Here is a 21,899-nt window from a genome sequence, read left to right as displayed (position 1 = left end):
ATTTGTCTTTAGGATGTAGGAGTACGCATGGAGTTCAGTGTAAAAAGTGGCAGTCCAGAGAAACAACGCAGCGCTTGTATCGTTGTTGGTGTCTTTGAACCACGTCGTTTATCTCCAATAGCAGAACAGCTTGATAAAATCAGTGACGGTTACATTAGTTCATTACTTCGCCGTGGTGATCTAGAAGGTAAACCTGGTCAAATGCTGTTATTGCACCAAGTACCAAATATTCTTTCTGAGCGTGTTTTATTAGTAGGTTGTGGTAAAGAACGTGAACTTGGTGAGCGTCAATATAAAGAAATCATCAAGAAAACCATCAGCACATTAAATGAAACAGGCTCTATGGAAGCAGTATGCTTTCTTACAGAACTACACGTGAAAGGTCGTGATACTTATTGGAAAGTTCGCCAAGCGGTTGAATCAACCAAAGATAGTTTGTATACCTTTAACCAGTTTAAGAGTAATAAACCTGAAACTCGCCGCCCATTACGCAAGTTAGTATTTAATGTACCGACTCGTCGTGAGCTTAATTTAGGTGAAAAAGCAATTAACCATGGCTTATCTATTTCTTCTGGTGTGAAAGCATCAAAAGATTTAGGTAACATGCCACCGAATGTTGCTAACCCAGCTTATCTTGCATCTCAAGCTCGTCGCCTAGCTGATGACTACGAAACCGTAACTACCAAAATTATCGGTGAAGAAGAGATGAAGAAGCTAGGAATGACTTCTTATCTTGCTGTTGGCCAAGGCTCTCATAATGAGTCTTTGATGTCGGTAATGGAATATAAGGGTCACCCTAACCCTGATGCAAAGCCTATCGTTCTTATCGGTAAAGGCCTAACATTTGATTCAGGCGGTATCTCTCTTAAACCAGGTGCTGGTATGGATGAGATGAAGTATGACATGTGTGGTGCAGCTTCTGTATTTGGCGCAATGAAAGCACTGGCTAAATTAAATCTTCCTTTGAACGTCGTTGGTATTCTAGCTGGCTGTGAGAATATGCCAAGCAGCAACTCGTACCGTCCTGGTGATATTTTAACTACGATGTCAGGTCAAACAGTTGAAGTATTAAATACCGATGCTGAAGGCCGCTTGGTTCTTTGTGATGCTCTTACTTATGTTGAACGTTACGACCCTGAGTGTGTGGTTGATGTTGCTACCTTAACTGGTGCGTGTGTTGTTGCTCTTGGTCATCATATTAATGGACTAATTGCGAACCATAACCCACTTGCTCATGAACTGATTAATGCATCAGAGCAATCTGGCGATCGCGCTTGGCGTTTACCAATGTCTGAAGAGTATAACGAGCAATTAAACAGCCCGTTTGCTGATATGGCTAACATTGGCGGTAAATCAGCGGGAACTATCACTGCAGGTTGTTTCCTAGCACGCTTTACTAAGAAGTATCATTGGGCGCACATTGATAGCGCAGGTACAGCTTGGGTATCTGGAGCAAACAAAGGCTCAACAGGCCGTCCAGTCTCATTGCTTGTCCAATTCTTACTAAACCGTTCAGGCCAAGAAAACGAAGAATAAAATTGTTCGTTTTATGATATAAAGGGCCTATATAAAGGCCCTTTTTAATACATTTAATTTGACTCAATCCACGATAAGAAATAAAGAGAGATTATGAGCCAAGCATTATTCTATGTACTTGAACCCACATCACCAACAGCCTCGCAAGAAGGGTTGTTGAAATTTGTGTGTCAGCTCGCTCATTACTACTACTCTGAAAATGCTCGTGTCTATATTTTAAGTGATAACAAAGAACAAGCATTGCTGATTGATGAAATTCTCTGGCAAAGTGATGTTTCTGAATTTACGCCACACAACTTAATTGGGGAAGGCCCTAAATCTGGCTCTCCTATTGAGATTGGTTGGGGTACATTACGGGCATCTGGCCGCCGGCATGTATTAATAAATTTGGCTCAAGAGGTCGCAACTTTTGCGGTTTCCTTTGCTCAAGTGGTAGACTTCGTACCCTGTGAAGAAAAAAGCAAACAACACGCTCGAGAAAGGTATAAAATATACCGAAATGCAGGCCGAGCCATGCAAACCGAGACATTAAAATAGTGCCAATCATCATAGCTAAGTAACTCAACTGAAAGCCTATTTTCAAATTGAGCCATTAATTATGATATTTGGCATTCCACTTTTTAATAGAGATATTCGTGACGAACACTATGGAAAAGACATATAACCCGCAATCAATAGAACAAGCTCTGTACCAGACTTGGGAAGAAAAAGGCTACTTTAAGCCTCATGGCGACACATCAAAAGAAGCTTATAGCATCATGATCCCGCCACCAAACGTCACTGGTAGCCTACATATGGGTCACGCTTTCCAAGATACGATCATGGATACCCTTATCCGTGCTGAACGTATGAAAGGTAAGAATACCCTTTGGCAAGTAGGTACCGACCACGCAGGTATCGCAACTCAAATGGTTGTTGAGCGTAAGATTGCGGCTGAAGAAGGCAAAACAAAACACGATTACGGTCGTGACGCTTTCATCGACAAAATTTGGGAATGGAAAGCAGAGTCAGGCGGCACAATTACCAAGCAACTTCGTCGTCTAGGTGCATCTGTCGATTGGGATCGTGAACGATTCACAATGGATGACGGCCTATCTGCTGCAACTCAAGAAGTGTTTGTTCGTCTATACGAAGAAGACCTTATCTACCGTGGTAAGCGTCTAGTAAACTGGGATCCTAAACTGCACACAGCTATTTCTGATCTTGAAGTTGAAAACAAAGACAAAAAAGGCTTCATGTGGCACTTCCGCTACCCACTAGCAAATGGTGTTAAAACTGCTGACGGTAAAGACTACATCGTAGTTGCAACGACACGTCCAGAAACTATGCTTGGTGATACTGGTGTTGCTGTAAACCCTGAAGATCCTCGTTACAAAGACCTGATTGGTCAGCACATTGAACTACCTATCGTTGGTCGTTTAATTCCTATCGTAGGCGATGAGCATGCGGATATGGATAAAGGCACGGGTTGTGTGAAAATCACTCCAGCTCATGACTTTAACGATTATGAAGTAGGTAAACGTCATAGCCTGCCAATGATCAACATCTTAACGTTCAACGCTGATATCCGTGATTCTGCTGAAGTATTCACAACTAACGGCGAAGAGAGTGATGTATACAGCGCTGACCTTCCTGCGAAATACCACGGCATGGAGCGTTTTGCTGCTCGTAAAGCTATCGTTGCTGAGTTTGATGAACTGGGTCTTCTTGAAGAGATTAAAGATCACGATTTAACTGTACCTTACGGTGACCGTGGTGGCGTTGTTATCGAACCAATGCTAACTGACCAATGGTATGTACGTACTGCACCTCTAGCTGCGCCTGCAGTTAAAGCAGTTGAAGATGGTCAAATCCAATTCGTACCTAAGCAATACGAAAACATGTACTTTGCGTGGATGCGTGACGTACAAGATTGGTGTATCTCTCGTCAACTTTGGTGGGGTCATCGTATTCCTGCATGGTATGACAACGACGGTAAAGTTTACGTTGGTCGTACTGAAGAAGAAGTTCGTGAGAAAAACAACCTTTCTCCAGTTATCGTTCTTCGCCAAGATGACGATGTACTTGATACATGGTTCTCTTCTGCACTTTGGACGTTCGGCACACAAGGCTGGCCTGAAAACACAGATGCATTAAAAACATTCCACCCATCAGAAGTTCTAGTATCAGGCTTTGATATTATCTTCTTCTGGGTTGCTCGTATGATCATGATGACCATGCACTTCGTTAAAGACGAAGAAGGCAATGCACAAGTACCATTTAAGACAGTTTACATGACGGGCCTTATCCGTGATGAAAACGGTGACAAAATGTCTAAGTCTAAAGGTAACGTACTTGACCCTATCGATATGATCGATGGTATCGGCCTTGAAGAACTAGTTGAAAAACGTTGTGGCAACATGATGCAACCTCAACTTGCTAAGAAGATCGAAAAAGCAACGCGTAAAACGTTTGAAGGCGGTATCGAACCATACGGTACAGATGCCCTACGTTTCACTCTTGCAGCAATGGCATCAACAGGTCGTGATATCAACTGGGATATGAAACGTCTTGAAGGTTACCGTAACTTCTGTAACAAACTATGGAACGCAAGCCGTTACGTATTAATGAACACAGAAGAGCACGATTGTGGCATGGCTGAAGGTGCAGAACTTGAATTCTCACTAGCGGATCAGTGGATCACATCTCAGTTTGAAGTTGCAGCAAAAGAGTTTAATGCTCACTTAGACAACTACCGTCTAGATATGGCAGCAAACACGCTGTATGAATTCATCTGGAACCAATTCTGTGACTGGTACTTAGAGCTAACTAAACCTGTTCTTTGGAAAGGTACTGAAGCACAACAACGTGCTACTCGTTACACGCTAATTACGGTTTTAGAGAAGACATTACGTCTTGCTCACCCTGTTCTTCCTTACATCACTGAGTCTATCTGGCAGAGCGTTAAGCCATTAGTTGATGGTGTTGAGGGTGAAACAATCATGACTCAAGCATTACCTCAGTTTAATGAAGAAAACTTCAACGCTGATGTAGTTGCTGATCTTGAGTGGGTTAAAGCGTTCATTACAAGCATTCGTAACCTACGTGCTGAATACGATATCGCACCAAGCAAAGGCTTAGATGTGATGATTAAAGTGGCAGACGAAAAAGACGCTGCACGTATTCAAGCTAACGAGATTGTTCTGACTTCTCTAGCAAAACTAGACAGCATCAAAGTGCTTGCAGACAATGAAGAGACGCCAGCATGTGCAACCTCTCTTGTTGGTAAGTCTGAGTTGATGATCCCAATGGCGGGTCTTATCGATAAAGATGCAGAGCTTGCTCGTTTAGATAAAGAAGTGGCTAAAATCCAAGGCGAAATTAAACGTATCGAAGGTAAATTAGGTAACGAAGGTTTCGTTGCTAAAGCACCAGAAGTCGTTATCGCTAAAGAGCGTGAAAAACTAGAAGGCTATAAAGAAACATTAGTTAAACTAGAAGCGCAAAAAGAAACAATCGCAGCACTTTAAGTAAGCCTTTTATCTTTATTAGGTTGATATTATCGTAATGCATAAAAAAGGCCGATGTTAATACATCGGCCTTTTTTTACTTACAAAGGAAAGTGAATAACGTTTTCCAGTTTTTGATAATCCAATCTCTAGTTCATGATGTTGTCCGTCAAGCATGACTGAAATCACATACAAATCATTTGAATTCTTCGTTTGATCGTCCCAATATTTTGGCGCTTCAACCTGAAATAATGCAGATACATGATCGCCTCTTACATCAACAGGGATCGTTAATGTCATACCATCAAATTTAATGCTAGCTGAAATTAAATTTGGTTTATACATCTTAAAATGAACATCGACTTTAAGTTCACAACCGTGGTGCCATATTTGCTCTACACTAATATGATTCAACGAAAGATGGGGAATTGGCTGGAAAAAACAGACGCCAAACACACCAATATCATCTTTAATGTCGCTATCTTTCACTGCACCAAAACGATAATGATATGCTTGATTGATTTCACAAACACCACTTGCTTCGCTATCGTCTAACAACCAATCGTCTTCATCTTCTTCTAAAAATAGAACTTCAAAGCGATTTCCGCCTAACTGTAAAAACTCTTTGATGTCTTTACGGTAGCGAGTCATTAGCTCATTACAATCAAAGACGGCTACGCCATTAATTCTCACTTCAGCATAGCGTGAGATACCGCTCATCACTAATTCAATCGCAGGATAATTAAGTAAAGCTTCATCTACTTCAAAAAAACGCATTAAATGCCATTCTTGATTATTCGCCTCTTCCACAGAAAGTGCTTCGTAAGCAGAAGCGACACCTTGTTGAATTGGAATATCTTTAATCGGCAATGCAGTATCTGTTAACGGTGAAAGTTGCCATAACGCTTCTTCACCATTAAGTATGATTCTTGAGTTCATTTATATATTCATCCCTAAAAAAATGCCCTACACTTGTTATTACAAGCCTAGGGCACAGTCTCTCAATTGTCGTTATTTGACAATGTTTTTATTCTTCGTCGCCATCTTCGATAACGTCATACTCAGCGTCTTCGCCTTCGTAGTATGTACCCCAACCATCATAGATAATGTCGAATTTCTCAGCCAGTTGAACTAATTTTTCAACTTGAGCATCGATAACGTCTGCATCTAATATTGAGTCCATCACGGCATCACAACATAAGATTTTAGCGCCATCTTCGTCTTCTAGCTCTTCAGCTTCTAATACTTCAAAACCCATTTTAAATGCTTCTACTACTGCATTTTCTAACGCTTTAAAGTCTTCTGCCATTAAATGGTGTTCGATAGCATACAGTGCATCCGGCTCACTACCATCGGCTTTTAGTGATTCAATAATTTCGCGCGTTTCCGCTTTTTGCAATTCAAGAAATTGCTCAACCGATAGATATTCATCTTCTTGAGACATAGTAAGGCTCCACACTGTATAAAATAATAGAAATTAACTCAGGCATTATAGCCTGCTCAAACCAAATTCCCTAGCACTTCAATAATTAAAGAATATTTAGCTGCTATACGGTATTATTTCTCTTATAGTAGTAGATATTAGAAAGGAATCTTATGAATAAGCTATTTGTTGGCTCTGAAATTGGTCAACTTCGTCGAGTTATTCTTCACCGCCCAGAAAGAGCACTAAGTCACTTAACACCAACAAACTGTCACGACTTACTTTTTGATGATGTATTATCGGTTGAAAAAGCACTTCTTGAGCACGATCAGTTTGTTTTAACATTACAGTCTCAAGATGTTGAAGTGCTTCTCTTACAAGACTTACTCGAAGAGACACTACAACACCCAGAAGCAAAGCAATGGCTGTTAAAGCATCAAATTTCTCACTATCGTTTTGGTCCTACTTTTGCCAACCAAATCAGAGTCTTTTTACTTGAAAAAAGTAACAAAGAACTCGCCTCAATTTTATTAGGTGGCCTTGCCTTTATTGAGCTGCCATTTAAAGCGCCTTCTATGCTGCAACAATTGAGTGACCCGTTTGATTTTGTCATTGACCCATTACCAAACCATTTATTTACTCGTGATACCTCATGTTGGATCTATGGTGGCGTCTCTATCAATCCAATGGCAAAAGCAGCAAGAAAAAGAGAATCAAATCATTTACGTGCGATTTATCGCTGGCACCCTCTGTTTTCTCAACAGATATTCCCTCAGTATTTTGAGGATGAAAACCGAGATTACGACAATGCCACCATTGAAGGTGGCGATGTATTAGTGATTGGCAAAGGTAATGTCTTAGTCGGGATCTCTGAACGAACCAGACCTCAAGGGATAGAAAATTTAGCTAAACAACTGTTTAGAACGCATCAAGCAAAACAAGTTATCGCGATTAAATTACCAGAAGACAGATCATGTATGCATCTAGATACGGTAATGACTCATATGGACCATAACGTATTCTCTGTCTATCCAAGAGTTATAAATAAAGATATGCCTTGTTGGTCTATAACTCCTTGTGGCGAACAACAATTGGCAATTAAAGAAATGCCAAACTTTCAGCAAGTGTTGAAATCCGCATTAGAGTTAGATGAACTAAATATAATCACAACCGGCGGCGACAGTTATGAAGCCGAACGAGAGCAGTTGGCATGATGCTAATAATGTATTGACGATTAAACCGGGCGTTGTTGTTGCTTATGAGCGTAATACTTACACCAATGAGAAATATGATAAAGCAGGCATTACTGTTCTTCCAATAACGGGAGATGAACTCGGTCGTGGTCGTGGTGGAGCAAGATGCATGAGCTGCCCAATAGAAAGAGATGGTATTTAACACGAACAAATACAACAATAAAAATTAAATATATATTCACAAAATAAGCATTTATATGTTTAAATGAAATTTACCGGATTTGATATGCACAGCTAGGAGCACACTATGGCTTTTAATATACGTAATAGAAACTTTTTAAAACTCTTGGATTTTACTCCAAAAGAGATCGCACACTTACTTGAACTTTCTGCTGATTTAAAAAAAGCAAAATACGCAGGGTATGAACAACCTCGCCTATCAGGTAAAAATATTGCACTTATTTTTGAAAAAGCCTCTACTCGTACACGCTGTGCCTTTGAAGTTGCTGCTTTTGACCAAGGCGCTAAAGTTACTTATCTTGGTCCATCAGGCTCTCAAATTGGTCAAAAAGAATCGATGAAAGACACCGCTCGCGTACTTGGTCGTATGTACGATGGCATTGAGTATCGTGGTTTTGGTCAATCTATTGTTGAAGAACTCGGTAAGTATGCTGGTGTTCCTGTTTGGAATGGGTTAACTGACGAATTTCACCCAACTCAAATTCTGGCAGATTTCCTTACGATGCAAGAATATGCAAATGGTAAGCAGCTAAATCAAATTACTTTTGCTTATCTTGGTGATGCTCGCAATAACATGGGCAACTCGCTGATGGTTGGCGCAGCAAAAATGGGGATGGAGATCCGTCTTATTGCACCAAAACAATTTTGGCCAGAAGAAACGTTAGTCGCTCAATGCCAAGAAATAGCGGCCCAAACTGGCGCCAAAATCATCCTAACTGAAGAGGTTCAAACAGGAGTAAAAGGCTGTGACTTTTTATACACTGATGTTTGGGTTTCTATGGGTGAAGCACCAGAAGCATGGGATGAGCGTGTCGCATTAATGACGCCTTATCAAGTAAATATGGATGTGATTAAAGCGACCGAAAATCCAAACGTGAAATTCATGCATTGTTTACCTGCCTTTCATAATAATGAAACAGCCATTGGAAAAGAAATCTCAGAAAAGTATGGCATGAATGGTTTAGAAGTTACTGACGAAGTTTTTGAATCTGACTACTCTATCGTATTTGATGAAGCAGAAAATCGTATGCATACAATTAAAGCAATAATGGTTGCAACACTAGGAAGTTAATCTCTCTTGTTTTAAAAGAGTAATCAAAAGAAAATTTGATGCAAACGCTTGCTTAGGATTTTGATACGAGTATAATTTCGCGCAATTTACTAGGAAATTATGATGTTATTAACTTATCTTCATACAGCGGTCGACCGAGAATCTGCACTCCCAACGTGCGGCGGTCCCCTATTTTTTGAGTTTCCTAATTACCGATATTTTTAAAGCCTCCTATTTTATAGGGGGCTTTTTTTTGATTTCAATATGATAAATAAAAGGGAAGAGAGACTATGGCTAACTCGCTATATCAAAAGCACATCATTTCTATTCCAGAGCTTTCTCGTCAAGAGTTAGAACTGATTGTAGAAACAGCTGGTAATATTAAAAAAGAACCTCAGCCTGACTTATTAAAAAATAAAGTCATTGCGAGCTGTTTTTTTGAAGCCTCAACTCGTACCCGCTTATCTTTTGAAACCGCAATTCAACGCTTAGGTGGCTCTGTTATTGGATTTGATTCTGCAGGTAATACTTCTCTTGCTCAAAAAGGCGAAACACTGGCAGACTCTGTTCAAGTGATTACCTCTTATGTTGATGCATATGTTATGCGTCATCCAAAAGAAGGCGCTGCACGTCTAGCCTCAGAGTTCTCTAATGGCACACCAGTCATCAATGCTGGCGATGGGGCGAATCAGCATCCAACTCAAACGCTATTGGATTTATACACCATCTACGAAACTCAAGGGCGCTTAGATAATCTAAACATCGCTTTTGTTGGTGATTTGAAATACGGTCGTACCGTTCACTCTTTAACTCAAGCATTAGCTAAATTTAACGGCATTAAGTTCTTTTTTATAGCTCCAGAAGTATTGGCTATGCCTGATTACATTTGTGAAGAATTAGATGAATTAGGCATTGAGTATCAATTACTAAATGAAATGGATGAAGCCATTCCTGAGTTAGATATTCTGTACATGACTCGTGTTCAGAAAGAGCGTTTTGATGAATCTGAATACGCGCATATTAAGTCAGCCTATATTCTTTCAGCTGAAACATTAGCACCTGCTCGTGATAACTTAAAAGTCCTTCACCCGCTGCCTCGCGTAGATGAAATAGATACCGATGTTGATAAAACACCACACGCTTACTACTTCCAACAAGCCGAGAATGGTGTCTATGCTCGCCAAGCTCTATTAGCTTTAGTTCTTAACGAAACACTTTAGGGAGAAAAAATGATGCCTAACAAAACTCAATTACGTGTTGAAGCAATCAACAACGGTACAGTCATCGACCATATCCCTGCGAACATTGGTGTTAAAGTCTTAAAACTATTTCAAATGGATAAAACGACAGAACGCGTAACTATTGGTTTAAATCTACCTTCTTCTGCGATTGGGTCTAAAGATCTATTAAAAATAGAAAATACCTTTGTTACACCAGAGCAAGCAAGTAAATTGGCGCTTTATGCTCCACACGCAACGGTAAATCAAATTGAAAACTATGAAGTAGCAAAGAAAATTCCTCTTCAGTTACCAACACAAATTACTGGTGTATTTGAATGTCCAAACAGCAACTGTATTACTCATGGTGAACCGGTTGATAGTAGCTTTAAGGTCATTACAAAAAACGAAGACATACACTTAAAGTGTAAGTATTGTGAAAAGGTTTATTCACGTGAAGTGGTCACTGACTTAAATTAATATTAATTATATGATTCTTCTCAGCCTCGATATTATCGGGGCTGTTTTCTTATTACGATTTGTTTTATATTGACCTCACAGCAGAGCTACTTGCTCTCTCTATTAATCATAGGAATCATGATAATGACTAAAGTTCTTCATACAGATAACGCACCAGCAGCAATTGGTCCATATATTCAAGGTGTTGACCTTGGTAATATGGTACTAACTTCAGGCCAGATCCCTGTAAACCCAGCAACTGGTGAAGTGTCTGATGATATTGCAGAGCAAGCTCGTCAATCACTAGAAAACGTGAAAGCCGTCGTTGAATCTTCTGGTCTAACGGTTGCTGATATCGTTAAATTAACGGTTTTCGTAAAAGACTTAAATGACTTTGGTACCGTCAATGAAGTGTACGGCAACTTCTTTGATGAGCACAATGTAGCAAACTACCCTGCACGTTCTTGTGTTGAAGTTGCTCGTCTTCCAAAAGATGTTGGCATTGAAATCGAAGCAATTGCAGTTCGTAAATAATAATTACGGCACAAGGCAGATATTAGTATTACTGATCTCTGCCTTATTTTTTATCCAATGTTGCTAAGTATCTTATTGCTTTAGAAAAAACAGTATCAAACCAAACCGAAAATATAGCGGGGTTATTTACTAATTCTTGCTGAATGCGACTCTCAGTCCACCACTTTATGTCACTAACTTCGTCAGGGTTCATCGTAAATTCAACATTAGGAGTATTAGCAAGTAATATGTAGTCTTGTTCATGCTCACTCAAACCATTTTCTAGCTCTGCCTGATAAATAAACCAACCTAGGTTTTCAAAACTATCTGCTGCAACACCAACAATTCCTATCTCTTCTGCTAATCGGCGCTCACCTGCTAATTCAACCGACTCATTGACTCTTGGATGAGAACAACAGGTATTACTCCACTTTCCTTTACTATGATATTTACATTCAGCACGCTTCTGTAGTAGAAATTCATACTCATTTTCTGTTTCACGATACAGTAAAACGGAAAAAGCTAAGTGCAATAACCCTTTTTCATGGGCCTCTAATTTTTCCATTGTTCCAATGGTTTCACCTTGTTGATTTACAAGGACAACTTGTTCTTTCATGACACTCACATATTTGAATCATAAAAATAAAAGGGTATACAGCAAGCTATACACCCTTTAAATATTTATTCAGTTAATATAAATTATCGTGAAAAATTAAGCTTGGTTGCGCTCTGCAACTTCTTTATTTAACTCTTCTAGCTTAACTTTCATTTGCTCACGACATTCATTCGCAAACTCACGAACATTGCTTTTATCATAACCATCGGTATTAACCGGAGGTAAAATTTCAACAATCACAACTCCGTTATTCCAACGATTTAATTTCACGGCCTCTGTACTACTACACACAATTGGCGTAACTGGAACTTCAGCAGCAAGGGCTGCATGAAAAGCGCCAGTTTTAAATGGCAATAAACCGCGACCACGAGAGCGAGTACCTTCTGGAAACATCCAAACAGAAACATTACGCTTTTTAATGTTGTCAGCAACCTGTGCAATCGTACCTACCGCTTTACTGCGATTATTACGATCAATCAAGATATTACCTGTGATCCAATACAATTGCCCAAACAGTGGCATCCAAACTAAGCTCTTTTTGCCTACGGTTACCGTTTTTGGTTGAATCGCACCAGAAACAGTAAATAGATCCCAATTATTTTGGTGGTTTGCAATGTATAAACTTGGGCCAGCATCCTTAACACTTTCTGGAACTCTTAACTCAAGTTTAATACCAAATACTCGTGACATACGAGAAAATAAACGGCCAAAAGTATAAACGTGTTTTGGATTACGTGGACTTAATAAACAATAGCCACAACCAAATACAAACGTAAAGACAGCAAAGATAGCCAATGCAATCAGGCGCAACAATGCGATCATAAGTGTTTCTCCTACATACAAACAATAAAAAACCGGGTCATTATATACCCGGTTTCCGCTTAGTGATTTTTAGAAAATTAATCGTAGTGATTAAATCTCGTTGCTACGAACTCTTTCGATGTTCGCACCTAATGCGGTTAACTTATCTTCGATCTTATCATAACCACGGTCGATATGATAAATACGATCAACAATTGTTTCACCTTTTGCTATACAACCGGCGATAACAAGGCTTGCAGAGGCACGTAAATCAGTTGCCATCACTTGAGCACCACTTAAACCATCAGTGTCACCACAAATAGCAGTATTACCTTCAATTTCAGCGTGAGCGCCCATGCGTTGCAGTTCAGGAATATGCATGAAACGGTTTTCAAAAATCGTCTCAGTAATAATACCTGGGCCTTTTGCAATCATGTTTAATAACGTAAATTGCGCTTGCATATCGGTTGGGAATGCTGGGTGTGGTGCTGTACGGATATTTACCGCTTTAAGCTCACGTCCCGTCATATCTAAGCTAATCCAGTCTTCACCGGTTTCAATTTTAGCACCTGCTTCTTCAAGCTTTGCTAATACAGATTCCAAAAGATGCGCTTTAGTGTTCTTACAAACAACTTTACCACCAGATACCGCTGCTGCAACAAGGAATGTACCTGTTTCAATACGGTCAGCAACCACTTCATGATAACCACCACCAAGACGTTCTACGCCTTCGATAGTAATCGTATCACTACCCATGCCTGATACTTTCGCACCAATCGCATTTAGGAAATGAGCAGTATCGACAATTTCAGGTTCACGCGCTGCGTTTTCTAATACCGTTGTACCTTCAGCTAACGTTGCTGCACACATAACAGTGATTGTTGCACCAACACTCACTTTATCCATAACGATATGAGCGCCTTTAAGACGACCATCAACTTCCGCTTTAACGTAACCATCTTCAAGCTTAATTGTTGCACCAAGTTGCTCAAGGCCGTTGATATGAAGATCAACAGGACGAGCACCAATAGCACAACCACCAGGTAAGGATACTTGCCCTTTACCAAATCGTGCAACTAATGGACCTAATGCCCAAATAGAGGCGCGCATCGTTTTAACTAAATCATAAGGTGCACAAAAATCATTTACGCTACTCGCATCGATATGCACTGAGCCATTACGAGAAACTTTAGCACCTAAACGTTGTAGCAACTCCATGGTTGTATCTACATCGCGAAGTTTTGGAACATTTGCAACTTCTACTGGTTCTTCAGCAAGTAGTGCAGCAAATAAAATTGGTAGTGCAGCATTTTTTGCACCAGAAACCGTAACCTCTCCAGAAAGTGGTTTTTCACTTCCTTGAATTCGGAACTTATACATCAAAGGACCTCTTAGAATAAGCTATTTAATTTTTTATCACGCGCCCACTCTTCAGGGGTAAACGCTTTTATTGATAGAGCATGAATTGTATTAGTTGAGATATGTTCCATCAGTGGTCCATAGATGGTTTGTTGCTTCTTTACTCGACTCATTCCTTCGAACGATGCGTCGACTGCAACTACTTCAAAGTGACTTCCTTCACCTTTAACATGAATCTCTTCTAATTGAAGGGCTGCATCTAGTAATTCTTTAATTTCGGCGCTATCCATTACTCTACCTTTGCGTTATTTAAGTGATCAGCAAACAATGACTCCACATTACTTAATTCTATTAAAGTAATAAGCTGATTTGGGACGAAAGTAAGCATTATATGACAGTTTTTACTTTTTGCATGCTCTATTAGGTGTAAAAGTAATACTAACCCAGCAGAGTCAATACGATTAACGTGAGCTAAGTCTACCTTTACTTGAGTAGTATTCGGTTTCCATTTTGTCAATTTATTCCAAATATTCGGCACAGTCTCACGATCAAGAGCGCCATTAAATTGAATTTCATCCGCTTTAGCTTCACATAAATCCATTACTGGCATTATTTACTTCCTTCCAAACGAATTGCTTGCTTCGCTAAAGTCGTCAATTCTTTACTCACCGAACTAATCCCTTCTTTACGAATTTTACCATTCCATTCAGACTGTTTAGTCGATAGTAGGCTGACACCCTCAGCAACCATATCAAAAGCTTGCCATTCGCCTGTTTTCTTATTTTTACGTAATTTAAAATCTACTTTTACTGTTGGGCGAGCAGAATCTAGAATATCAACTCGTACGCTAATAATGCTTCTTCCTTCAGGGATTTTCTTTGCTTTTTCTAATACAATTTCTTGATTGGTATACAGAGTTAATACTTGTGCATAAGATGAGATTAAGTAAGCATCAAAAGCCTTAACAAACTCAGCTCTCTCCTCCGAAGTCGTTTTCTTTAAATGAGAACCCAGTAATTTATATGCCGAGTATTTTATATTTACATATGGCATTAACTCTTCTTTCACGATGACTTTTAATCTATTCGGATCCGCTTGAATAGCTGTTTGCTCTGCTTTTAAGCGTGAAAATGTTTCCTGGGATACCTGAGCCATCATTTCATAGGGCTTAGTTTTATCCACCTCTTGAGCATGTATTTTTGCTGTAAATAAACACAGCACAGCTATAACGGCACTTAACCACTGCTTCATTATTTATCCTCACTTTTATCTGATGAATCACCACCAATGCTATACAGTACTTGACCAATCATATCCTCTAAGACCAAAGCAGACTTTGTGTCTTCAATATAATCGCCATCACCTAACATATCGATATCTTCATCAATAAATCCTGGAACGATCCCTATATATTGCTCGCCAATAAGCCCTGATGTCAGTATCTGTGCTGCTGACGTTTCAGGGAAGGTGCCAAACTGTTTATCAATAGACATACTAACAACAGGTAAATAACTTTCTGTATCTAATGTAATCGCCTCAACTCGACCCACAACTACACCACCAATTTTAATTGGTGAGCGTGATTTTAAACTACCTATATTATCAAACTGTGCTTTTAAGATGTAGTTCTCACCACTGCCTCCACTACGAACATCGGCAACTTTAAGCAATAGCATTAACAATGCAGCCATTCCTGATAAAACAAAAAGGCCAACGAAAAATTCTACTTTACGAGTCTGTCGCATAATTAATTCCCAAACATCAGTGCTGTCAGCACAAAATCAATACCTAATACCGCTAGTGACGAATGCACTACCGTTCGTGTTGTTGCTAATGAAATACCTTCTGAGGTTGGCGTTGCGTCATAACCATTAAACAACGCAATCCAGGTGACGATAAATGCAAACACAACACATTTAATAAGACTGTTTACGATGTCATAACGCACATCAACCGATGACTGCATTAATGACCAAAAGCTACCATAATCTATGCCTTTCCATTCAACACCAACTATTTGTCCACCCCAAATACCTATCGCCATAAAAATCATAGCTAAAAGTGGCATTGAGATAATACCAGCCCATAAGCGTGGTGCGATAATACGGCGCAGTGGATCAATAGCCATCATTTCCATGCTAGAAATTTGCTCTGTGGTTTTCATTAAGCCAATCTCAGCAGTCAACGCTGAACCCGCACGACCAGCAAATAGTAATGCAGTCACTACAGGGCCAAGCTCCCTTAATAAGGATAAAGACACCAACTGACCTAAGCTGGTCTCTGCACCATAATCAACCAAGATAATATACCCTTGTAAGCTGATCACCATACCGATAAATAGTCCTGAAACGACTATGATTAGAAGGGAACGAACACCGACAGAATAAAGTTGAGTTAACAATAATGGGAACATCTTCACGGGTTGCGGCTTTGCAATAAGAGCCCCAAAAAGCATAAACGTCGCACGACCAAGCACTTCACACACTGATAGTGAGCGCTTACCAAGTTGCTCAATAGATGAGATAAGTGAAAAGTTACTCATGAGGGAATAATTCCTCCTTCAGAGGTTTTGCAGGAAAACGAAAAGGGACTGGTCCATCAGAGCGACCATCTAAAAATTGACGTACCTGTGGGTCTGGATTAGCCTCAAGCTCTTTTGGTGAACCTTGAGCAATGACTTTTCCATTCGCTAATAAATAAACATGATCAGCAATACTCATAACCTCTGGAACATCATGAGATACCACGACAGAAGTTAGTCCTAATGCATCATTCAGGTTGCGGATTAAATCAACCAAGACCCCCATAGTGATAGGATCCTGCCCAACAAATGGCTCATCGTACATGATTAAATCCGGGTCTAAAGCTATCGCTCTAGCTAAAGCTGCTCGGCGAGCCATACCGCCAGACAATTCACTCGGCATTAGTTTTGAAGCACCACGTAAACCAACGGCCTCAAGCTTTAATAAGACCAAGGTTTTAATAAAACTTTCTGATAATTCGGTATGCTCTCTCAGTGGAAAAGCGACATTATCAAATACATTCATGTCGGTAAAAAGCGCACCAGATTGAAAAAGCATTCCCATCTTCTTTCTAGCTAAATACAACGCTTTTCGACCTAATGTTGGAATGTTCCACTTTTCAAAATGAATATCTCCAGATTCAGGGGAGATTTGCCCTCCCATCAATCGTAGTAAGGTAGTTTTACCTATGCCTGATGGCCCCATAATAGCGGTAATTTTACCTTTTGGGATCGACATATTAATGTTATCAAAAATCAGTCTATCACCACGTTTGAAGGTTAAGTTTTCTACCTTTATTAACTCGGGGCTGGCTGTTATTTCACCGTTATTCATTAAACACCACTTCCTCTCTATGTTGCTGTAAGTATACGTGAACTTATTCCATCTAACTTATTCTTTTTAACAATCTATCATTAACCCGCTTCAAAGATTTCCTTTTTCCTTTCCTTTTTGTCAGAGAAGCGTCAAAATTGCCCCCTAACCATAAAAACATTTTTTACAAAAGGAAATTAACATAATGACAGAGCTGCTCATGCCAACTCTACTTCTTATCGTCGGACTCTCTCTACTCGTTTGGGGCGCCGATAAACTGGTATTTGGTTCTGCCGCATTAGCGAAAAACTATGGTATCTCTCCACTTGTCATTGGTATGACGATCTTAGCTATGGGCTCATCTGCACCTGAAATGATGGTGTCTGCTGCTGCCGCACTAGATGGAAAAACAGATACTGCAGTCGGTAATGTTATTGGCTCAAACATTGCTAACATTGCGTTAATTTTAGGGATTACCGCGTTAATTAAACCGTTAGCTATTAGCTCGGGGATTATTCGCCGCGAATTACCACTGATGTTAATTGTGACCATCTTAGCCGGTGGCATTATGTATGATAATTATCTTGGTTTTTATGAGGGGGTATTATTAGCTGCTCTATTCATCGCTTTCATCTTAGCTATGCTGTACATAAGTAAAAATGAGCAAAAAAACGGGGATACATTACTTGAAGAACAAGAATCAGAGATCCCTGAAGGTGTAGCAAACAATAAAGCACTATTTTGGGTTGTTATTGGTCTTATTTTATTACCTCTTGGTGCAAATATGCTGATCGATAATGCCGTTGTTATTGCCAAACATTTTGGTATGAGCGACTTAGTTATCGGCTTAACTATTATTGCCCTAGGAACAAGTTTACCTGAGTTAGCCGCCTCTGTTGCTGGTGTTCTAAAAGGTGAAGATGATATGGCCGTTGGTAATATCATTGGTTCTAATGTATTTAACATTTTAGCCGTAATGGGTATACCTGCATTGATTCACCCATCAATCATCAGTGAATTTATTATGGGTCGTGATTTCTATGTAATGCTAGGTGTCTCGGTTTTATTGCTCTTAATGGCGCTAGGGAAAAGTCGCAGCATTAACCGTATAGAAGGTAGCATTCTTGTTGTTATCTTCCTTGTCTACCAAGGTTACCTTTTCTATACAATGTAATCTCTACTAATTCTACTAAATATAAGCAGTAAGTTTATCTGACTTGGATAAATTTGCTGCTTATCTATCATAACCTTCCTCCAATAAGAAACAGCACTTCCTTGCACTACCTCTGGCATATGGCATAATAATTGTATACGCTACTCACTTGTATCATACTTCTGCTCTAACCCAAATAAGGTGGTAACCCGATGGCAACTCAGTTTGATTTCTGTAAAGCAGGTAAAAATGTTCTTCAAATTGAAATAGATGCACTTACCCAATTAAATAATTACATCAATGACGATTTTACCAAAGCGTGCCAATTAATGTTGGAGTGCAAACGTAAAGTTGTTGTTATGGGTATGGGAAAATCGGGCCATATTGGTAATAAAATTGCAGCAACATTAGCAAGTACCGGCACACCTTCATTCTTTGTTCACCCAGGAGAAGCAAGCCATGGTGACCTAGGCATGATTGAAAAAGGCGATGTAGTCATTGCGATCTCAAACTCTGGTGAAGCTGGTGAAATTCTTGCTTTATTACCAGTAATTAAGCGCCTTGGTATTACTTTGATTACCATGACAGGTAAACCTGATTCAAGCATGGCAAAAGTTGCTGATGTAAATTTACAAATTACAGTACCTCAAGAAGCCTGCCCGCTAGGGTTAGCACCTACATCAAGCACCACGGCAACCCTAGCGATGGGGGATGCCTTTGCTGTTGCACTTCTGCAAGCTAAAGGATTCACTGCTGACGACTTTGCTTTGTCTCACCCAGGTGGCGCATTAGGCCGTAAATTACTGCTATTATTGTCTGATATCATGCATAAAGATGATGAGTTACCAATGGTAACCGAAGATGCATTAATTAAAACTGCATTGCTTGAAGTCTCTGAAAAAGGGCTTGGTATGACAGCTATTGTTGATAGTGAACAAAAAGTCATTGGTATCTTTACTGATGGTGATTTACGTCGTCTTCTCGATAATCGCATTGACATTCACACCCAAACTATTGGTGAAGTAATGACTCACTCCCCAGCGGTTGCCAATCCAAATTTACTGGCGGTTGAAGGCTTGAATTTAATGCAAGATAAAAAAATTAATGGCTTATTACTCTGCGATGAAAATAATCGCTTAGTTGGCGCACTCAATATGCATGACTTATTAAAAGCTGGAGTAATGTAATGACAACTAAATTAATCCCAACGCTTTACGGAAATGTAGAAGAATCTGTATTTACTCTTGCTAAAAATATTAAGCTATTAATTTGTGATGTTGATGGTGTTTTTTCTGACGGTCTAGTCTATATGGGCAATGATGGCGAAGAACTAAAGACTTTCCATACCCGTGATGGCTATGGTGTTAAATCACTTATGTCTGCAGGTGTAGAAATAGCGATTATTACTGGTCGTAACTCTAAAATTGTAGAGAACCGAATGACAGCTCTTGGGATCAAGCTAATCTACCAAGGCCAAGATAATAAACTACAAGCATATCAAGATATTTTAACTAAACTCAATATAGCACCAGAGCACACAGGCTATATTGGTGATGATTTAATTGATTGGCCTGTAATGGAAAAAGTAGCCTTAAAAGTCTGTGTAGCTGATGGACACCCATTACTTATACAACGAGCAAATTATGTAACCAAGATTAAAGGCGGCCACGGTGCCGTTCGAGAAGTCAGCGATCTTATTTTAGAAGCGAAGGGAGAGCTAGAGCAACATAAAGGCTTAAGCATATGACCTTGAAACACCTCTTCATAACCATATTATTATTGATATCTAGCTGGTCTGCTTATTACTTATATTATGAATCTGTCAAAAGTGACGTTCAAGTAAGTCCAGATCAAAAAGTACCCGTATTTACAGGCCAAGATATTAGTAATAATAATTATAATGAAAGTGGTGTTCGTAATTACCAAATTAACGCTAAGGCTCTCGCCCGTTTTGCTAAAACAGGTGAAACAAGCTTTACAGCACCTCATCTTTTTGTTTTTGAACATGGAGAAACGAAAGAGTGGGAAATAAGATCTGATTTTGGTGTATTAAATAATAAGCATGAGCTCTATTTAACAGGAAATGTCACGATTAAAAACCTGTTACCTGAAGCCGCTTTTAACACCATGAAAACCGATAGCATAAACATAAAACTGACGACAAAAGATTTTATGACAGAAGATGTCGTTAGCCTTGTTGGCTCCACGTTTGAAACAACAGGCGTGGGGATCAAAGGAAACTTTGCTCATCAACAAGCCACTTTATTAGAAAACGTACAAGGTATCTATGAAGCTTTCACACATTAGTCTACTTGCAGGCTTACTACTAAGTACTCCAAGTTGGGCACTAAGCACCGATACAGAACAACCTATCCATATTAACTCAAATTCACAAAGCTTTGATATGCAGAGTAACCAAGTTACTTTCCTTGGTAAAGTAACCTTAAAGCAAGGCAGCATTGAGATTTTTGCAGATAAGTTAGTTGTTACTCGCCCTCAAGGAAAAGAAGGAAGAGAAACACTTGAAGCCTATGGGAAGCCTGCTCGTTTTAGCCAACTAACTGATGATGGTAAAACGTTAAAAGGGGAATCCAATAAGTTGCATTATGAGTTAGAAAAAGAATTTCTAAAAATGGAAGGTAATGCACAACTTACTCAAGATGACAGTGTTATTAAAGGCAATGTCATTACTTATAATATGCAAACCCAAAGACTGATTGCTGACGGTGATAAGAACGAACGCGTTACAACCATCCTTCAGCCTAGTCAATTGAATAATAAGTAATTATGGCCATATTAGAAGCAAAAAACCTTGCAAAAACATACGGTAGCCGTAAAGTGGTCTCTGATGTTAGTCTGACGGTTGAGTCTGGAAAAATAGTCGGTTTACTTGGCCCTAATGGAGCAGGCAAAACTACCTCTTTTTATATGATTGTTGGTTTGGTCTCTCGTGATGAAGGCTCTATTACTATTGATGGTGTTGATATTTCACTACAACCAATGCATAACCGTTCGAAAATGGGGATAGGTTACTTACCACAAGAAGCCTCTATTTTTAGAAAGCTCTCTGTGTTTGATAACATCATGGCCGTGCTGCAAACCCGTAAAGATTTATCAAAAGCGGAGCGCTTAGATAAACTTGAAGAGTTACTAGATGAATTTAACATTCAGCATATTCGCAACAGTAATGGTATGGCACTTTCTGGTGGTGAACGTCGTCGAGTTGAAATAGCTCGAGCGTTAGCTGCTAATCCTAAGTTTATTCTGCTTGATGAACCTTTTGCAGGTGTCGACCCAATTTCAGTTATCGACATTAAGAAAATTATTCAGCACCTAAGAGATCGTGGTCTTGGCGTTTTAATTACCGATCACAATGTACGCGAAACACTGGATGTATGCGAACACGCTTATATCGTTAGCCAAGGTCATATGATAGCCAATGGCTCCCCTGATCACGTATTAAATGATGAGCACGTTAAACGTGTTTATCTTGGTGATCAATTTAAGTTGTAATG

23 protein-coding genes and 2 pseudogenes are annotated in these 21,899 nt (G+C 39.5%); 14 read left to right on the top strand and 11 right to left on the bottom strand.

The features are described from left to right. The first annotated feature begins 27 nt into the window (after positions 1–27). The 3 genes from pepA (at position 28) to ACU5DF_RS20935 (ending at position 5,045) form a co-directional block, all read left to right on the top strand. The gene (gene pepA / locus ACU5DF_RS20945; protein ID WP_446714048.1) at positions 28–1,536 is read left to right on the top strand and encodes a leucyl aminopeptidase; all 1,509 of its coding nucleotides are present in this window, start codon (positions 28–30) and stop codon (positions 1,534–1,536) included. A 93-nt stretch (positions 1,537–1,629) separates the two neighbouring features. Next, entirely contained in the window at positions 1,630–2,073 is a 444-nt protein-coding gene (locus ACU5DF_RS20940; RefSeq protein WP_446714047.1) for a DNA polymerase III subunit chi, read from the top strand. A 110-nt stretch (positions 2,074–2,183) separates the two neighbouring features. Beyond that, positions 2,184–5,045 carry a valine--tRNA ligase gene (locus ACU5DF_RS20935; RefSeq protein ID WP_446714046.1) on the top strand — a complete coding sequence of 954 codons (2,862 nt, stop codon included), beginning with the start codon at positions 2,184–2,186 and terminating at the stop codon, positions 5,043–5,045. Positions 5,046–5,125: 80 nt separating this feature from the next. On the opposite strand, the pseudogene ACU5DF_RS20930 reads toward ACU5DF_RS20935, so the two are convergent. Next, positions 5,126–5,963: pseudogene (locus ACU5DF_RS20930) on the bottom strand (glycosyl hydrolase 2 galactose-binding domain-containing protein). An 88-nt stretch (positions 5,964–6,051) separates the two neighbouring features. After that, positions 6,052–6,468 (bottom strand): ribonuclease E inhibitor RraB, encoded by a 417-nt coding sequence (gene rraB, locus ACU5DF_RS20925; RefSeq protein WP_446714045.1) that lies wholly within the window; start codon positions 6,466–6,468, stop codon positions 6,052–6,054. Positions 6,469–6,620: 152 nt separating this feature from the next. On the opposite strand from rraB, the pseudogene arcA reads away from it, so the two are divergent. The 5 genes and pseudogenes from arcA to ACU5DF_RS20900 all read left to right on the top strand — a co-directional run bounded on the left by arcA (position 6,621) and on the right by ACU5DF_RS20900 (position 11,141). Beyond that, a pseudogene (arcA, locus tag ACU5DF_RS20920) lies at positions 6,621–7,842 on the top strand (arginine deiminase). Between the two features lie 105 nt (positions 7,843–7,947). Continuing rightward, positions 7,948–8,952 carry an ornithine carbamoyltransferase gene (gene argF / locus ACU5DF_RS20915; protein WP_122036594.1) on the top strand — a complete coding sequence of 335 codons (1,005 nt, stop codon included), beginning with the start codon at positions 7,948–7,950 and terminating at the stop codon, positions 8,950–8,952. Positions 8,953–9,221: 269 nt separating this feature from the next. Beyond that, on the top strand, positions 9,222–10,151 hold the full coding sequence (pyrB, locus tag ACU5DF_RS20910; RefSeq protein ID WP_446714044.1) for an aspartate carbamoyltransferase: 930 nt from the start codon (positions 9,222–9,224) through the stop codon (positions 10,149–10,151). Between the two features lie 12 nt (positions 10,152–10,163). Next, positions 10,164–10,628 (top strand): aspartate carbamoyltransferase regulatory subunit, encoded by a 465-nt coding sequence (gene pyrI, locus ACU5DF_RS20905; RefSeq protein WP_045103360.1) that lies wholly within the window; start codon positions 10,164–10,166, stop codon positions 10,626–10,628. Between the two features lie 123 nt (positions 10,629–10,751). Further along, entirely contained in the window at positions 10,752–11,141 is a 390-nt protein-coding gene (locus ACU5DF_RS20900; protein WP_045102910.1) for a RidA family protein, read from the top strand. 43 nt (positions 11,142–11,184) lie between these two features. Here ACU5DF_RS20900 and idi read toward each other — a convergent pair whose 3' ends face one another. From idi to mlaF, 9 genes are all read right to left on the bottom strand, one after another. Then, positions 11,185–11,736, bottom strand: coding sequence for an isopentenyl-diphosphate Delta-isomerase (gene idi / locus ACU5DF_RS20895; RefSeq protein ID WP_446714043.1), 552 nt, complete (start codon positions 11,734–11,736; stop codon positions 11,185–11,187). A 96-nt stretch (positions 11,737–11,832) separates the two neighbouring features. Beyond that, positions 11,833–12,558: a 1-acylglycerol-3-phosphate O-acyltransferase gene (locus ACU5DF_RS20890; RefSeq protein WP_446714042.1), complete on the bottom strand. Its 726-nt coding sequence runs from the start codon at positions 12,556–12,558 to the stop codon at positions 11,833–11,835. 90 nt (positions 12,559–12,648) lie between these two features. Further along, positions 12,649–13,917, bottom strand: a complete 1,269-nt coding sequence (gene murA, locus ACU5DF_RS20885) for a UDP-N-acetylglucosamine 1-carboxyvinyltransferase (RefSeq protein ID WP_446714041.1) — start codon at positions 13,915–13,917, stop codon at positions 12,649–12,651. 11 nt (positions 13,918–13,928) lie between these two features. Further along, positions 13,929–14,186 carry a BolA family iron metabolism protein IbaG gene (gene ibaG / locus ACU5DF_RS20880; protein WP_045102914.1) on the bottom strand — a complete coding sequence of 86 codons (258 nt, stop codon included), beginning with the start codon at positions 14,184–14,186 and terminating at the stop codon, positions 13,929–13,931. Beyond that, positions 14,186–14,506, bottom strand: coding sequence for an STAS domain-containing protein (locus tag ACU5DF_RS20875; RefSeq protein WP_045102915.1), 321 nt, complete (start codon positions 14,504–14,506; stop codon positions 14,186–14,188). The genes ibaG and ACU5DF_RS20875 overlap by 1 nt, the downstream gene beginning before the upstream one ends. Beyond that, on the bottom strand, positions 14,506–15,147 hold the full coding sequence (gene mlaC, locus ACU5DF_RS20870; RefSeq protein WP_446714040.1) for a phospholipid-binding protein MlaC: 642 nt from the start codon (positions 15,145–15,147) through the stop codon (positions 14,506–14,508). Before mlaC ends, ACU5DF_RS20875 begins: the two co-directional genes overlap by 1 nt. Next, positions 15,147–15,641 carry an outer membrane lipid asymmetry maintenance protein MlaD gene (gene mlaD / locus ACU5DF_RS20865; protein WP_446714039.1) on the bottom strand — a complete coding sequence of 165 codons (495 nt, stop codon included), beginning with the start codon at positions 15,639–15,641 and terminating at the stop codon, positions 15,147–15,149. Before mlaD ends, mlaC begins: the two co-directional genes overlap by 1 nt. 2 nt (positions 15,642–15,643) lie before the next feature. Further along, a complete protein-coding gene (gene mlaE, locus ACU5DF_RS20860; RefSeq protein ID WP_446714038.1) occupies positions 15,644–16,438 on the bottom strand; it encodes a lipid asymmetry maintenance ABC transporter permease subunit MlaE in 795 nt (264 codons plus the stop codon). After that, entirely contained in the window at positions 16,431–17,252 is an 822-nt protein-coding gene (gene mlaF, locus ACU5DF_RS20855; protein ID WP_446714037.1) for a phospholipid ABC transporter ATP-binding protein MlaF, read from the bottom strand. Before mlaF ends, mlaE begins: the two co-directional genes overlap by 8 nt. A 184-nt stretch (positions 17,253–17,436) precedes the next feature. On the opposite strand from mlaF, the gene ACU5DF_RS20850 reads away from it, so the two are divergent. The 6 genes from ACU5DF_RS20850 (at position 17,437) to lptB (ending at position 21,897) form a co-directional block, all read left to right on the top strand. Further along, the gene (locus ACU5DF_RS20850; protein WP_446714036.1) at positions 17,437–18,405 is read left to right on the top strand and encodes a calcium/sodium antiporter; all 969 of its coding nucleotides are present in this window, start codon (positions 17,437–17,439) and stop codon (positions 18,403–18,405) included. 191 nt (positions 18,406–18,596) lie between these two features. Next, positions 18,597–19,571 carry an arabinose-5-phosphate isomerase KdsD gene (gene kdsD / locus ACU5DF_RS20845; protein ID WP_446714035.1) on the top strand — a complete coding sequence of 325 codons (975 nt, stop codon included), beginning with the start codon at positions 18,597–18,599 and terminating at the stop codon, positions 19,569–19,571. Continuing rightward, on the top strand, positions 19,571–20,131 hold the full coding sequence (gene kdsC / locus ACU5DF_RS20840; protein ID WP_045102922.1) for a 3-deoxy-manno-octulosonate-8-phosphatase KdsC: 561 nt from the start codon (positions 19,571–19,573) through the stop codon (positions 20,129–20,131). Before kdsD ends, kdsC begins: the two co-directional genes overlap by 1 nt. Beyond that, positions 20,128–20,691 (top strand): LPS export ABC transporter periplasmic protein LptC, encoded by a 564-nt coding sequence (gene lptC, locus ACU5DF_RS20835; RefSeq protein ID WP_045102923.1) that lies wholly within the window; start codon positions 20,128–20,130, stop codon positions 20,689–20,691. Before kdsC ends, lptC begins: the two co-directional genes overlap by 4 nt. Further along, positions 20,672–21,169: a lipopolysaccharide transport periplasmic protein LptA gene (gene lptA / locus ACU5DF_RS20830; RefSeq protein WP_045102924.1), complete on the top strand. Its 498-nt coding sequence runs from the start codon at positions 20,672–20,674 to the stop codon at positions 21,167–21,169. Before lptC ends, lptA begins: the two co-directional genes overlap by 20 nt. 2 nt (positions 21,170–21,171) lie before the next feature. Continuing rightward, a complete protein-coding gene (gene lptB, locus ACU5DF_RS20825; protein ID WP_045102925.1) occupies positions 21,172–21,897 on the top strand; it encodes an LPS export ABC transporter ATP-binding protein in 726 nt (241 codons plus the stop codon). Positions 21,898–21,899: the final 2 nt, after the last annotated feature.

It is taken from the genome of Aliivibrio wodanis (genome assembly GCF_052920805.1).
This window is presented reverse-complemented; position numbering and strand designations above follow the sequence as displayed.

Excerpts from the sequence above, each read along its gene's own strand:
- pepA (WP_446714048.1), top strand. The coding sequence starts at position 28 with ATGGAGTTCAGTGTAAAAAGTGGCAGTCCAGAGAAACAACGCAGCGCT.
- ACU5DF_RS20940 (WP_446714047.1), top strand. The coding sequence starts at position 1,630 with ATGAGCCAAGCATTATTCTATGTACTTGAACCCACATCACCAACAGCC.
- ACU5DF_RS20935 (WP_446714046.1), top strand. The coding sequence starts at position 2,184 with ATGGAAAAGACATATAACCCGCAATCAATAGAACAAGCTCTGTACCAG.
- rraB (WP_446714045.1), bottom strand. The coding sequence starts at position 6,468 with ATGTCTCAAGAAGATGAATATCTATCGGTTGAGCAATTTCTTGAATTG.
- argF (WP_122036594.1), top strand. The coding sequence starts at position 7,948 with ATGGCTTTTAATATACGTAATAGAAACTTTTTAAAACTCTTGGATTTT.
- pyrB (WP_446714044.1), top strand. The coding sequence starts at position 9,222 with ATGGCTAACTCGCTATATCAAAAGCACATCATTTCTATTCCAGAGCTT.
- pyrI (WP_045103360.1), top strand. The coding sequence starts at position 10,164 with ATGCCTAACAAAACTCAATTACGTGTTGAAGCAATCAACAACGGTACA.
- ACU5DF_RS20900 (WP_045102910.1), top strand. The coding sequence starts at position 10,752 with ATGACTAAAGTTCTTCATACAGATAACGCACCAGCAGCAATTGGTCCA.
- idi (WP_446714043.1), bottom strand. The coding sequence starts at position 11,736 with ATGAAAGAACAAGTTGTCCTTGTAAATCAACAAGGTGAAACCATTGGA.
- ACU5DF_RS20890 (WP_446714042.1), bottom strand. The coding sequence starts at position 12,558 with ATGATCGCATTGTTGCGCCTGATTGCATTGGCTATCTTTGCTGTCTTT.
- murA (WP_446714041.1), bottom strand. The coding sequence starts at position 13,917 with ATGTATAAGTTCCGAATTCAAGGAAGTGAAAAACCACTTTCTGGAGAG.
- ibaG (WP_045102914.1), bottom strand. The coding sequence starts at position 14,186 with ATGGATAGCGCCGAAATTAAAGAATTACTAGATGCAGCCCTTCAATTA.
- ACU5DF_RS20875 (WP_045102915.1), bottom strand. The coding sequence starts at position 14,506 with ATGCCAGTAATGGATTTATGTGAAGCTAAAGCGGATGAAATTCAATTT.
- mlaC (WP_446714040.1), bottom strand. The coding sequence starts at position 15,147 with ATGAAGCAGTGGTTAAGTGCCGTTATAGCTGTGCTGTGTTTATTTACA.
- mlaD (WP_446714039.1), bottom strand. The coding sequence starts at position 15,641 with ATGCGACAGACTCGTAAAGTAGAATTTTTCGTTGGCCTTTTTGTTTTA.
- mlaE (WP_446714038.1), bottom strand. The coding sequence starts at position 16,438 with ATGAGTAACTTTTCACTTATCTCATCTATTGAGCAACTTGGTAAGCGC.
- mlaF (WP_446714037.1), bottom strand. The coding sequence starts at position 17,252 with ATGAATAACGGTGAAATAACAGCCAGCCCCGAGTTAATAAAGGTAGAA.
- ACU5DF_RS20850 (WP_446714036.1), top strand. The coding sequence starts at position 17,437 with ATGACAGAGCTGCTCATGCCAACTCTACTTCTTATCGTCGGACTCTCT.
- kdsD (WP_446714035.1), top strand. The coding sequence starts at position 18,597 with ATGGCAACTCAGTTTGATTTCTGTAAAGCAGGTAAAAATGTTCTTCAA.
- kdsC (WP_045102922.1), top strand. The coding sequence starts at position 19,571 with ATGACAACTAAATTAATCCCAACGCTTTACGGAAATGTAGAAGAATCT.
- lptC (WP_045102923.1), top strand. The coding sequence starts at position 20,128 with ATGACCTTGAAACACCTCTTCATAACCATATTATTATTGATATCTAGC.
- lptA (WP_045102924.1), top strand. The coding sequence starts at position 20,672 with ATGAAGCTTTCACACATTAGTCTACTTGCAGGCTTACTACTAAGTACT.
- lptB (WP_045102925.1), top strand. The coding sequence starts at position 21,172 with ATGGCCATATTAGAAGCAAAAAACCTTGCAAAAACATACGGTAGCCGT.